The organism is Tannerella sp. (assembly GCF_052170195.1).
Lineage (GTDB): Bacteria > Bacteroidota > Bacteroidia > Bacteroidales > Tannerellaceae > Tannerella.
Genome location: NZ_JBQNAZ010000009.1, coordinates 1 through 13,168 on the forward strand (window position 1 = coordinate 1; position 13,168 = coordinate 13,168).

Sequence of the window (13,168 nt, forward strand, 5' to 3'; positions counted from 1 at the left end):
GGGCTTCGAGTAAGATGATTTTGTCTTTTTGAGTTTTACCGGACAGCAATAAAAATAAAAAACACTTTTCTCATGAGAGAAAAAATTTAAAATGAAACTAATTGCAAAGATATAAGGAGGTTTCTTGAATGGAATTTTTTTTTGTTAAAAAAATGGTGGATATGTTGTATAACATAAATATTCTATCAAAAGAGGCTTGTGGTTTATTTGATGGCTTTCTTTCCTCTTATGGTCATAAGCGGCAGGAAGATCCAGATGCCGAGGATCGACATGGCTAATCCGCCGATCGTGCCGGCAGCCAACGGAAACCAGAAGGCCTCTTTTTCCGTACCTGCCATAAACGGGACGAAACCGAGCATCGTAGAAACGACAGTCAGGAAGATGGGGATGATTTTGGCGTTCCATGCTTTGAGATATGCGTGTATCGGAGTCAGGCGCGGACGGAGTCGGCGCACACGATTGTACTCGTTCAGGATATAGATGCTGGCATTGACGGTGATACCCGAAAGCAGGATAAACGATGCGAACCCACCCTGATCGAAGTTCAGTTTAAACCAGTAAAACGTCAGAAATACCCCGATAAACGAGACAGGAATCACGAAGATGACGGCCAGCGGCTGCCTGATGGAGTTGAACAGCACCGACGAGGTGAAGAAAATGATAATAATCAGCAGCCCGAGCAGTCCGTATTGTTTTTTGTCTTTGTGTCCCCATCCCCATTGGGCGTCTCGCTGTTCGACGGTGTAGCCCATCGGCAGACGTTCACCGAGCGCCTTTACTTCACGTTCGAGCATCTTCCGCCCCTGTGTCCCCGAACCAATATAATCGTATTGTAACGTGAGGCGATATTGTTGGTTTTCCTTAGCCACTTCCTGCGGTGCCTGTCCCTGCGAAATGTCGGCCAGCTCGTCCAATTTGTACATACGCCCTCCCATGCGATGTGCGACGTGTCGCAAGGCCCAGATGTCGTAATGCTTCCCCTGATGACTTGCCAGCTTGATGTCTTCGCGTTCACCTTCGATAATCAGCGAACCCGCCCACATGTCTCTTGCAAAGATGGGTTGCAGCGATGCGAACAGATCGCCCGGAAGAAAACCATCGGCGGCGAGGCGTTCCTTTTTCAGATCGAAAGAGAACTCGCGGTAGTCATCTTTGTACCACGAGAAGTCGGAATTGATCGTTACCTCCTTGATGCGCCGGTTGAGCAGGAGCGTGTTTTTGAGCGTATCGGCCCACGCGGCCAGCTCGTCGTAATTATATCCGTAGAATTTCACGCCATAGTTGCCCGCAAATTCCCTCACGCTGTTATCGAAGCCCTGATCCTGCAACCCGTAGACGCTCCAACTGCCTCCGCCTAGCTCCAGCGCTTTGGTGATGACATTACTTTTGAGCAGGTAAGGAAAACCGCTTCGTTCAGCTGCTTTGGTAAAAAATACCCGGATGGATGCACGGCGAGGATCGGGAATATGGGTCTGAAACTGTCGTATTTCGGAGAAACTGCTTAGATAATGCTCCATCTTCTCGACGAGCGCGTTCATTTGCGCCAGTGTGGTACCGTTTGGCATCGAAGCGGTGATGGTCAAAATCAACTCTTCGTTACGGGTGAAGTAACTGCCTTGATACACTTTGTCGACAAAAAGCCGCAACGTGCCACCCAGTACTTTGTTGACAATGGGTTTGACTTTTTCCTTATACGTGGCGTTGTCGAAAATTCGGTTGTATTGTTCTGCGAATTTCGTTTCTTTTTCAATCTTGTCGGGAATCAGGAAGACAGGCAGTCCGAAAGTCAGTACGATGGCAGTGAAAGGAATCCATTTGCGACGTGAGAGCAGGCGGATCATCGCACCGTAAAAACGGTTAAACCATACGATCAGTCGCTTGGAACGCAGAGGAAACCACCGTAGAATACGCGTGCGGGAGATGCGTTTTTTCAGGCGTATTTTCTCAGCCATGGCGGGAACGAAGAACAAGGCTACCGCGAGCGACACACACAAGTTGACCATCACTACGGCAGCGAAATCCTGCAGGTTCAGGCGTATTTTCTCGTCGAGGAAAAAGATGATCGAGAGGGCACCTACGGTTGTCATCGTCGCCGCTAACACGGGCATGAAAACGTTACGGTTGCCGTGGTGCATGAGGTGGTCGGTCATGATGATCGTATTGTCGATGATCAGGCTTAATGAAATGGTAATCCCGGCCAGCGAATAGAGTTGAATCTCCAATCCGAGGAGATAGTAGAAAATTACGGCAATAGCCAGATTGATGGTCAGACTTACGGTGATAAGGAACAGATAGCGCACGTTTCGGGTAATCAGAAGGACGAAGAGCAGCAGGATAAGGACGGTCAGGCCGCTGCGCAGGTAGATTTTGTTCAGTTCGGCATGGATATATTCGGTGGCATCGTAGCTGCTGTGTATCTCGTATCCGGGCGGAAGCAGGCGACGGATTTCGTCCATAGTCTCTTGAACGCGTTCACTGAGGCGGAGCTGGTTGGCGCTTTCTTCGGCCGTGAGCGAGATGTAAATCGAATTCAAGCCGTTGATGCGGTAATAGCTTTGCGGTTCCTGTTCGGTATGCACTACTTCGACGAGCTGATCCAAGCGAATCAGTGCGCCGTCGCAGTTTTTTACGGTGATGGCGGTGGCATCAAAAGCATCGTTTCGACTGCCCGACATCAGCATGATACGCATCCATGCCGCGGTACCGTCGGCGCTGCGCGTCTCGGCCATACCCAGAAAGTCGGTCGTGTAGTGTTGCGAAACGGCTTCACGGATGTCGTTGACGGTCACACCGAGGGCTTGCAACCGGTCATTGTCGTACATCAGTTGCCATTCCATCGGTGTGGCGCCATGTACTTCGATCTTGTAAAGTCCGGCAATATCGTTGAGCCGGGGTTTGATATGGTTCTCGGCATATTGCTGGATGACGACGGGTACTGCGGCAGAGTTGACCGTAAAAGTCATGAAGGGGCGCGCCGCATTTTCGTCGGGGCGACGCACGGAGATGTAGGGGTACGAGACTTCGCGCGGCAAGTCGTGCCATGTTTGCCGAACGATGGTCGATGCTTCGAAGCGGGCGGCATCGATGGGCGTATGTTTGTCGAGTTCGAGGGTGACGCTTCCCCATCCGTTGCCCGATGTAGAATAAATGTTCTTGACGCCTTTGATACGTGCCAGCATCGCTTCGAGCTTCGAGGTCGCCGTCATCTCGATTACGCGGGCGGAGTTATTGGGCATCGAGAAGTAGACTGTCAGACCGGGCAACGTGTGTGAGGGCGCAAGTTTGACGGGCAACAGCGGAACAAGCGCCAGTCCCATGAGCGCCACACTCAGAAACGCTACGATAACGGTAAAAGCGGATATGGATTGCGTCTTTTTCATTCAAAACAAGGCTTGGGATTCGTCACGTATGCATTAGTTATCTGTTTTGTCTATTCCGTTTAAATTATATTCAAAAAAAGGATCATCATGATTGGTTGATGTTAAATACAATTTTTCGTTTTTTTCGTCGACTGTGAAGTATCCCCACTGATCTAATTTGTATTTTCTAATAGGGATGCCATTCCAATCATATTGTTCGACATAGATATAGTAGTTTTCTTTTTGAGCAGCTCGCACGACTTCGTGCGGTGTACGACCACTATACAGGAAATAGACATAATTCTCCTGTGCACAGGCACCCCAGTAATGTGTTATATTCTGATCCAAGCCATCTATAATATAAGGGGTTTTATCATCAAAATCATCACGTGCAAAATTAATGGTACGAACGGTTTCTGCTTCTAAATCCATAAACTTGATGATCTTGAAATATTTGTAAGCATACGCCATACGGTTTTTAGCAGGATTTACCGCGAAACTTCCGATATATGCGAAAGGTGATTTGCAACAGGCATTTAAAGCCAGATTAAAGACCTCTCGTCGGGAAAGAGAATCGCCGTGTTGTGTCGTTCGGTAAATGCTTTTTCCGGTAGGACTGTTCGCGACAAAGGCAAAATCGTTTTTCTCTATATGAGCAAGTTTCATTTCTTCGCCGAATTGATTTCGCTTCTGTTGAGCGTTAAATACAGAAGGACAATAGATGATTGTTCCATCTTCATGCAGTTTATACAATTTTTGATTGGTCGCTTCAAAAAGATAACATAGCTTATCGGTTTCGGATGTCGGCACAAGCGTTGGAAAAAGAAATTCGTCAGGACCGTTACCGTACATTCCTGTTTCTTTTTGTTGTGTCAGGTTGGGCAGACTGAAAATACGAAAAGGCTGTCTGATGTTTTTCATGATCAGACGATCGTCTTTAATCAACATCTCGCATTCGCCGGGTTTGAAAACGACCGTATCTCCTGTGATGTTTTTTCCTGTCAGTTCGACCGTTTCACCAAAAGGATTTTGCTTCTTGTAGAATATTTCGCCCGCCTCAAGTTCCGGAAACGACAAGACGGTTACTACCGTGTCAATCGAACCGGTATCAACGGTAATCGGTTTCTGCTTATGGGTGCATGATCCGCATAAAATGATCGTAACGATCAATAAAATACTTTTCTTTTCCATAGGTATATTTGTTTTTTCGATTATTGAAGATGTTTCCATTCATTTTCTGATTGCGTTGAAGTCTATTTCGATGGTGCGGTTCTTTTCAAAATCGAAGAGGGTGAGTTTACGTAACTTGAAATAGCTTTGCCAATAGTTTTTCAGGGCGGCGATATAGTTGCGCTGCGCTTCCTGCCGACGGTTCGTTGAAAGAGTGAGACTGCTGATGTCTGCCTTACCGATGATAAACCGTTCCTGCGTCTGTTCGTAGGCGACCTTCGCCAATTCGACGGCTTCTTCGGCGCTGCGGATCATCTGTTGCTGCATGGTGAAATCGCCAACGGTCATAATGATATCTTCCTCGAGGCGAAGCTCGTCTTGCTGCGCGGTGAGTTGCACGATATTGAGGTTGCTTTTGGCCATATTGTACTGTCCTTTGCGCACGCCCCAGTCGATGAGGGGAATGGAAAGCGTAAGCTCCACAAATTCCCGCTGCGAAGGATTACGATAGACATCGCGGAAGGTATTGGCAATTTGATTAAAGCCGATACTGGCCGAGAAGCCGGCGTTAAACAGCGCTTCCTTTCGTGTTTTGTCCAACTTTTGTTGAGATTCGAGCAGTTGGCGCTTCGATTCGAGGTAGCGGGGATTATTTTGGCGGGCGTGCATGAGCGCATCGTCTGTCGAGATGGCGAATGTTTTGGGGTAGTCGGGTAATTGCAGCGTAATTTTCGTGTTTTTGTCGAAGTTCAGGTAAGCAGCGAGCGCGAACATGGTACGTTTGAGGCGAATCTCGGCATTCTGAAACGAGTTCTGCGCGTTTACGCGATCGAGCTTTAACGTAAACAGTTCGGCCTGCCCGATGGACGCAATTTTGTATTTCTCTTCGCCGATACGGTACAGTTTTTCGGTATTGCTGCGATTCTCTTCGGCCAGCTCATATTCAGCTTGCGCCATCGCCAAGTCGAAAAAATAACCCGCGGCGACTTCGGCCGTTTCTTCCAACTGTGCAATCAATTCTTTCTGCGCTTTTTCAAATTTGAGGGGTGCAATTTTTCTTTCCCAACGGAAACGATTGTAACCGATCAGCTCTTGTTCATATCCGATACTGACAGGAATACTGCTGAACTGACTTTTTTCGTTCTTCCCGAAATTCTGAATATAACCTAATCCCGTATGGATGGAAAATGTTCCTCCCGTAAGGTCAAAATTTTGCTTCGCGGATAAATTACCGTAAGAAGCAAGCGTCTGTTGCCTGCGATAAATGTCGATATCCTGCTGCGAATCGTACCGGTTGGTGAAAGAATGTCTATAGCTCATCGGAGTCATGCCGAGGCTCAGCGAAGGTAAGCGATCGGCCCGGAAAGAACGATATTCCCAGTAGTTAGCCATGTACATGTTCTTGGCACGAAAGGCGGACAGGGAGCTGTCGCCGGCAAGGCGCACGGTTTCTTCGAGGCTGAGGGTGACCGTGCCGGGTTGTTGCGCCGATATACGCAGGCCGCACAGTCCGCTTAGCAGAACCGCGAACGTGATAAAGCCGCACTTTTTGATTTGATCTTCGTATTTCTTTAGCGTTTTCATATCCGTTTTTTATTTTTTGATTTTGTGATACCGATGATCTGCTTTCCGATAGATTACCCAATAAATCAACGGGATAATAAACAAACTGACGAGCACTCCGATGATCATCGTCCCGATCATGGCGAGCGCAAGGGGCTTTTGCAATTCGGAACCCAAATCGAAGGAGAAGAGCAAGGGGACCATGGCGAAAATAGTCGTCAGTGATGTCATGATAATGGCGCGCAAACGTTTGACCCCCGCTGTATGAATGGCTTCCATCAGAGGGATGCCTTTTTTGCGCAATTCATTGATCATATCGAGCTTCAGGATGCTGTCGTTGATGATGATTCCGCTGGTGACGATCAGTCCGATGGCGCTCATCAGGTTGAGCGTATGACCGGTGAGCCAGAGCAAAGCGAGCGCGAAACCGATGTCGATGGGGATTTCGGCCAGTACGATGAGCGGTTGCAGGAAACTTTCGAACTGCGAAGAAAGGATAAAGTACATGAGCAGCATAGATACGAGCAGAATCACGACCAATTCGCCCAGCATCTGTTGATTGGAGAAAAAACTTCCTCCGAAAACGGCTTCCCACGACGCGTCACTGCGAATCGCCTCGTCGGCTTTTTCAATCAAGGCTTCGGGATCTTTTACGTCGTAATAATTTATGGGAACGTATTCGCCGTTTTTGCCGGCAACGATGGTTTTAACGTCTTCGCCGCGACTGATGCTTACCAATGCCTGTAACGGAATGAACATGGAGGCGCGACCGGTGGCCGGAACGGTCTGCACAAGCGTTTCACGCAAGACTTCTTCGACAGTCTGCTGCTTTCCTGCAAGCGAGATCGGGAGATATTGCTGATAGGAGCGCAGCGTAGCGATCCGATTCTCGCGAAAAGCGGTGCGCAACGTGCGATATACTTCGTTATAATCGACATCATAAAGCAGCAACTTCTCCTTATCGATGGCAACGGTGAACTGCTGCTCAAAGGGAATACCTTCGGCTTCGACCTCGGTGGCCGACTTCAGCCGCTGCTCGATATGACGGATCGCAGCGGCGTCAGGGATGTGATCGCGCTTGACAGGATAAAGCTGCGCGACGACATCGGCTTCGGAGGTGTCAAATATTTTCTCAAAGATGTTTTCGGGAGGAGAAAACGTGATGACGGATTGTGGATAGTTCGTTTTCGTCCATTGGGCAAGGTGGCCTTTTAATTCATCGATATCCGATGCTTTGGCCGTGCGGAAGTAAAGTCGCGCTTCGGACGGGGACAAGTCGTTTTCTTTGTCGAGAAGATATTGACGGTGCCCGACATAACCGGCATGCTCGATTGTCAACGTATCGGCATACTTCATCAATTCGCAAATCCTCCGGTTATTTTCGTCTACATGAATGTTTTCGTTCCATTCTACCATGACCATCGTTTCGGTGTGGTCGATATGAGGCATGGTAGACTTCGGCATAATGCGGAACATCAGCACGCAAAAGGGAATGGAGAGCAGCAAAAACAAAAAGGTGACGGTTTTATGACGGAAGACCCATTCAATCCCCCGGTCGTACCATCCGAATGCCCAACGGTCGATGCCTTCTTGCACACGCACGAAGAAATTACCGGCCGCCAACTTCCGAAAACGTATGCCGTAGACGATTTTATACAGCACCGGCAAGAGCATAATGCCCGTGAAGTACGATACAAGCAGGCCGACGCTGACGGCAAAGGCTTGCGCGAAGAAGATAGCGCCCGCGATGCCGCTCATAAATACAAGAGGCACGAATACGGCGATGGTGGTGAACGTCGAACTGAGAATGGGGGTGATTACTTCGTTCGTGCCGCGTATACAGGCTTCTTCGAGGGAGGAACCTTGCATACGGTACTGGCTGATAATATCGGTTACGATAATGGAACTGTCGATCATCATTCCCAAGGCGAGGATAAGCCCGGATAAAGAAATGATGTTGAGCGACTGTCCGAAAAGATAGAAAAAGATAAACGAAGTCACGAGCGAAGTTACCATACTGATGCCGATTACAATGGGCGACTGGGCATCGCCCAAAAAGAGCAGGGCGACGATAAACACAAGCAGGAAGCCGAGTGAAAGATTTTCCTTGAGGTTGGAAATCGTGTAGTCGAGCAATTCGGTCTGGTTGCGGTTAATCGTAAATTCTACGTCGGGATAACTGCGCTCAAGGTCGGTAATGGTTTCGCCGAGCGAGTTTTTAAGATTTTTCATCGTTTCGTCGGCTTGCTTGATGATACCGAGTGTGACGGCGCGCTTGCCGTTAATAAGCGAAAGGCCTGTCTCAGCTTGACGCACGACGTTAATTTTAGCCAAGTCTTTGAGCTGAAAAATACGTTCGTCCTTACGCAAATAAATGTTGCGGACATCATCGGGCGTGCGCAGCAGCGATGAGAATTTAATGTTGTATTCATAATAACCGTCGCGCACAATCATGCTGCCGGGCTCGATATTGTTGGCTGCCAACGTTCTTTCAATATCGTTCAAGTTGATGGAAGCGGATTTCAACTTGTCGATATCGGGAACAATCTGTACATGACGGTGCATCAAGCCTGTCATATCGGCCATCGCGACTTCGGATAACTGCTCAATCCGGCGCTTAACGATGTTATCGGCGAACTCGGAAAGATCGAGGAACTTTTGTTCGTCGGTCACGGTATAAGGTTTGTCGTCCTTCAACGTAAGATTGAGGTAGAAGACGGGAATATCGGCGGCGCTGGCTTTGATAACGCGGGGGCGGCGGAAGTCGCGCGGAAGGTTGTTCATAGCCGCGTCGATTTTCTCGTTTACTTCGATAAAGGCGAGGTCGGTATTGGTGCCGTAGTCGAATTTTAAGCGTATGATGGCGGATCCGTCGCGGGTCTCGCTGCGAATATCGCGGAGTTTGCCGGTCTGCATGAGTTGACGGCGAACGGGTTTGACGGCGGTGTTTTCCAATTCGCGGGCGGACATGTTGTCGCCGGTTATCTGCACGGTGATTTCGGGGATGGCAATGTCGGGCAAGAGCGACACGGGCAGCGTGGCGTAGGTGATGATGCCGATAATCACACAAGCGAGGAAAACCATCAGCACAGCAACAGGACGTTGAAGAAGAAATTTGATCATAAACAAGAAGAATTAAACGTAAATTCTTTTTACCGAAGTCTCTGCTTTATTACATATCGGACTGAAATAAGGCAGGGCTTTGTTCTTTTCACGATATTTTATTCCAATGGCGTAAACCTTACGCGTAAAGGTTTTATATAATGCAGCGCATGGAATGTCCGGATTTATTTTTTCATAGATAGTTTTCATCATATTGTATATTATATTCTTTTAGAAAAAGTAGATATTCTTCTTTAAATGTTAATCTTCGATGATGTTCTTCTTGTTTTAAAATATATTGCGTCGTTTTGTCGTGTAAAGAAGGACTTACGGAAAAACCTCCATACCCTCCTTGCCATGCGAAATGATGATAGTAGTTATCTTTCCTCTTTATCCATTTACTGCTTGAACTTTTTATTTTCTCAATTAATTTAGCTAAAGATATATTTTTTGACAGGGCACACAAAATATGAATATGATCTTCCATGCCGTTAATCATAATAGGAATGGATTCCGCAGATTTAATAATGGAGCCAATATATGCATACAATTCGTGAGCATCCTGTTTTCGGATTGGGACACTCGTAGATTTTATATGGAAAATAATATGGATATAAAGTTTAGCTAATGATTGAGGCATATTTTTCTTTTTATGTCAGGCTTTCAGCCCTCCTGAATTGCGTACTCGACATTGCCCCCAACGCTTCGCTTCGCTACACATTGGGCTGAAATAATACAGGGCTTTGCCCCTTTGTTGTTGATGATATATTCGATATTGCCCCCAATGCTCCGCTTCGCTGCACATTGGGCTGAAATAATACGGGGCTTTGCCCCTTTGTTGTTGATAATATATTTGATATTGCCCCCAACGCTCCGCTTCGCTACACATTGGGCTGAAATAATACGGGGCTTTACCCCTTGAGTATTGATGATATACTCGGCATTGCTCCCAACGCTCCGCTTCGCTGCACATTGGGCTAAAATAATGCGAGGCTTTGCCCCTTGGGTATTGATGATATACTCGGCATTGCCCCCAACGCTCCGCTTCGCTACACATTGGGCTAAAATAATGCGGGGCTTTGCCCCTTTGAATATATTCTTTACGGCTTCTTATTTTATTTGTGAATATCTGTTTTTGAAGGACTGAAAGTCCGATATATTTCAGCCCAATGGCGTAAGCCTTGGGAAGAAAGATATCATATAAAACAGAGGGCTGAAAGCCTGATTTAATCATCGTATGAATTATATTCATTCTATATAATGCGTAAAAACATATACGTAAACGCCAAAATCGTCTTAATTTTTCCTGTATTTCATCAGCATAATGACGGGGTTGGATTCTTCGTTTAATGTCGAGGCGATTTCTTTTAAATGTCCTTTCAGTTCATTTTTCTGATAAGCTTCTATAAGACCGGACGCTTCTAAAGCTATGCAGGCAGCGATTTCTCGATTGTTTGTGCGCCCGGGTGCCGGTTTTAACGATACTTCTTTTTTATTGGTGAAGTCATCATTATATATGGTACATTCAAATAATGCTTTCTCTTGTCTGTCATATACGAGATCGGTTGTCGGAAATCCTTTGAAGGTGTTTAAATCAAGTTCTTTTTTCATTGTTTGCATAAAATAATACCGGTCATCTGCGGCTGTTACGAAAAGAAATACTTCCGGATCCATCGTATAAATAGAAGGTGTTCGTATTATAAACGGACGTATGTTATCATCCGAATAATTATATATTGTATCTGACGAGGTTCTCATGAGTATACAATACTCCGACAAAGGAAGAGTTTGACAGAATCCGGGTGTAATGACCATTTCTCCTTCTATAAATACAGGTGTTTTAATTGTTTTAATCGGGACGGAAAGTTCACGAACCACTTTTCCGTCTTGTTTGGAAATCAGAATATGATTTGCTTCTTCATTTTCTATTCCGGGCGAATAACCTTTATAAGCAATGAGATATTTCGTATCATAATCAGATATATCATGATAATAACTTGTATCTTCGAATGTAAAATCGCGTTTAAAATTTCCTTCCAAATCGTAAACTAAGATTTTTCTGGCAGGATAATCGACTATAAACATTTCATGATGCTCTTCATCTAAAACAATGCTGTTTACCTGCGAATATTCCTCCGGTCCTTGCCCTCGACGGTTTATCTTTCTTTGTCCTTTACCCGTAGTTCTTTCATAGACGAAAATATCTCCATCCATGTTCCGATTTGTTATCAGTATAAGACTTTTTCCGATGGCTTTCACAACCCCCTGCGTTGTAAACGTATCGGTTGTTTCGAGAGGGATGTACTCTACATCCATAAGATCTTGAAGAGTAAATTCTTTTTTGGGGTAATTAGCTGTTACATCGACGATAATATAATCATCCGCTTTTTGTTTATTTCCTCCTGTGCATGCGGATATACAAATTGAGAAGAGGAATGCGGAAATAACGTTTATTCTTTTCATGACTTTGGTGTTTTATTTGTTTATATACCGGTTTATTTCGTTGTTTTACTCTTTATTTTTTTCGTCTTGAATGACTTTTACGGGCGATTCGTGGGCGAGATTGATGTTACCGGTCACGATAACGGGATCACCCTCTTTCAGGGTTTCGCCGGTAACGGTATATTCCGTCGCGTTTTCCAGTCCTGTTTGAACGTAGTTCCAGACCGCTTTGCCATCGACTACGGTAAAAACGACTTGTTTACCGGTACGTAATACGACGGCCGTCTTGGGTACGACCCACTGCTTACCTACGGAGCGGAAGGCGCTGACACGAACGTTCATACCTTCGACAAGTTGCGGGTGATAGCTAACGGTAGCTTTGATCTGTACCATGCCGTTTTCGTTGACCCACGGATTGATCTCGGAGACGCGTCCTTTGATCTCAACGTCGGGCATGGAGTAGGGGACGACCTTTACATTGTCGCCTTTCCGGACAAAACCTAATTCGTTTTCGAGTACGGTAAACACGACCTCGAGACTTTGCGTGTCGATGATGTTACAAAATACTTCGGAGGGCTTCGAAAGCGTTTTGGGCTTGGCGAAAAGGTTGGCCACGATACCGTTGACGGGAGCTACGAGGGTAGCTTGTTTCAGGTCGTAGTCGGCCATGGAATAGTTCGTTTGCGCATTGTTGAAGCCGCTTTTGATTTTGGCTAATCGCATTACCTCGTCGGGAACGGCCGAGAGGTTATCTAATTTGTAGCCTTGTCCGATCAGCACGTCGTGCATTTCAAGCTTACTGCGCTCGAGCGCGTCTTTGGCCTGCTCCAGTTTATTGTTTAAGGCATAGGTTTCGAGCGCGGCAATGCGTTGTCCTTTGGTTACACGGTCGCCATTAGCTACGAAGACATCGGCAATAATCTCGGAGGTTTGAAATTTTACTTCGGCAACGGTGCGTGCCGATATTTTACCGTTGCTGACAAGCTCATGCTCGAAGTCGACTATTTTCAGTGGGATTACGGTTACTTCGGCGGGGGCGTCGGGGAGAAGCTGACGGACGTTTTCTTCTGTTTTAGCCTGCTTGTCGGCGTTGCACGCGGCGAAAAGCGCGGTGATTCCCCATGCTGTCATGCAAACAACGGCAAGATATTGTATGTGCCTCATATTTTTCATACGGTAGTGTTTAATTCTTTTGTTCAAAAGTTATATAGAACCTGCATTGTATTCATATATTATGTCTGCCTGTTTTATATAAATTATTTTGCAAATATAGTTTTAATATCAATAAACTACGATATTTTCGTAGCATTTGTGTTTATTTAACGCGTCTTTAACTTTAGCTTGCATTTCGCTTCGTATTTGTTTGCTGTAGAAGCGTGTTTTTTTATCGAACCATCTCGTTTTTCGGATGTCGATCTTTTTTCCGAAAGTATAAGATAGATTATTGATTGTTCTGATAGTCATTTTACTTATACGGATGATTGTTTTGGAAAAGCTGTATTAAGTATCTATAATGCCGACGACTGTTTTAT

The 13,168-nt window shown here is 46.1% G+C and carries 8 protein-coding genes; all 8 read right to left on the bottom strand.

The genetic code is table 11. The features are described from left to right. Positions 1-203 precede the first annotated feature (203 nt). The 8 genes from ACTTKA_RS04080 to ACTTKA_RS04115 all read right to left on the bottom strand — a co-directional run bounded on the left by ACTTKA_RS04080 (position 204) and on the right by ACTTKA_RS04115 (position 12,800). On the bottom strand, positions 204-3,380 hold the full coding sequence (locus tag ACTTKA_RS04080) for an efflux RND transporter permease subunit (RefSeq protein WP_442724073.1): 3,177 nt from the start codon (positions 3,378-3,380) through the stop codon (positions 204-206). A gap of 33 nt (positions 3,381-3,413) precedes the next feature. Further along, positions 3,414-4,550, bottom strand: a complete 1,137-nt coding sequence (locus tag ACTTKA_RS04085; protein ID WP_442724074.1) for a BF3164 family lipoprotein — start codon at positions 4,548-4,550, stop codon at positions 3,414-3,416. A gap of 39 nt (positions 4,551-4,589) precedes the next feature. Continuing rightward, complete coding sequence (locus ACTTKA_RS04090; protein WP_442724075.1) at positions 4,590-6,113, bottom strand: TolC family protein; 1,524 nt, start codon at positions 6,111-6,113, stop codon at positions 4,590-4,592. A gap of 9 nt (positions 6,114-6,122) precedes the next feature. Beyond that, the gene (locus ACTTKA_RS04095; RefSeq protein ID WP_442724076.1) at positions 6,123-9,215 is read right to left on the bottom strand and encodes an efflux RND transporter permease subunit; all 3,093 of its coding nucleotides are present in this window, start codon (positions 9,213-9,215) and stop codon (positions 6,123-6,125) included. A 172-nt stretch (positions 9,216-9,387) separates the two neighbouring features. Further along, positions 9,388-9,834, bottom strand: a complete 447-nt coding sequence (locus tag ACTTKA_RS04100; RefSeq protein WP_314949887.1) for a transposase — start codon at positions 9,832-9,834, stop codon at positions 9,388-9,390. A 15-nt stretch (positions 9,835-9,849) separates the two neighbouring features. Next, positions 9,850-10,428, bottom strand: a complete 579-nt coding sequence (locus ACTTKA_RS04105) for a hypothetical protein (protein ID WP_442724077.1) — start codon at positions 10,426-10,428, stop codon at positions 9,850-9,852. Between the two features lie 62 nt (positions 10,429-10,490). After that, positions 10,491-11,657 (bottom strand): 6-bladed beta-propeller, encoded by a 1,167-nt coding sequence (locus ACTTKA_RS04110; RefSeq protein ID WP_442724078.1) that lies wholly within the window; start codon positions 11,655-11,657, stop codon positions 10,491-10,493. Between the two features lie 45 nt (positions 11,658-11,702). Continuing rightward, positions 11,703-12,800 carry an efflux RND transporter periplasmic adaptor subunit gene (locus tag ACTTKA_RS04115; protein ID WP_442724116.1) on the bottom strand — a complete coding sequence of 366 codons (1,098 nt, stop codon included), beginning with the start codon at positions 12,798-12,800 and terminating at the stop codon, positions 11,703-11,705. Between the last annotated feature and the right edge of the window lie 368 nt (positions 12,801-13,168).

What these genes read in the sequence shown, in the direction of transcription:
- ACTTKA_RS04110 (WP_442724078.1), bottom strand. Translation starts at nt 11,657, where the DNA reads ATGAAAAGAATAAACGTTATTTCCGCATTCCTCTTCTCAATTTGTATA.
- ACTTKA_RS04080 (WP_442724073.1), bottom strand. Translation starts at nt 3,380, where the DNA reads ATGAAAAAGACGCAATCCATATCCGCTTTTACCGTTATCGTAGCGTTT.
- ACTTKA_RS04115 (WP_442724116.1), bottom strand. Translation starts at nt 12,800, where the DNA reads ATGAGGCACATACAATATCTTGCCGTTGTTTGCATGACAGCATGGGGA.
- ACTTKA_RS04105 (WP_442724077.1), bottom strand. Translation starts at nt 10,428, where the DNA reads ATGATTAAATCAGGCTTTCAGCCCTCTGTTTTATATGATATCTTTCTT.
- ACTTKA_RS04090 (WP_442724075.1), bottom strand. Translation starts at nt 6,113, where the DNA reads ATGAAAACGCTAAAGAAATACGAAGATCAAATCAAAAAGTGCGGCTTT.
- ACTTKA_RS04100 (WP_314949887.1), bottom strand. Translation starts at nt 9,834, where the DNA reads ATGCCTCAATCATTAGCTAAACTTTATATCCATATTATTTTCCATATA.
- ACTTKA_RS04095 (WP_442724076.1), bottom strand. Translation starts at nt 9,215, where the DNA reads ATGATCAAATTTCTTCTTCAACGTCCTGTTGCTGTGCTGATGGTTTTC.
- ACTTKA_RS04085 (WP_442724074.1), bottom strand. Translation starts at nt 4,550, where the DNA reads ATGGAAAAGAAAAGTATTTTATTGATCGTTACGATCATTTTATGCGGA.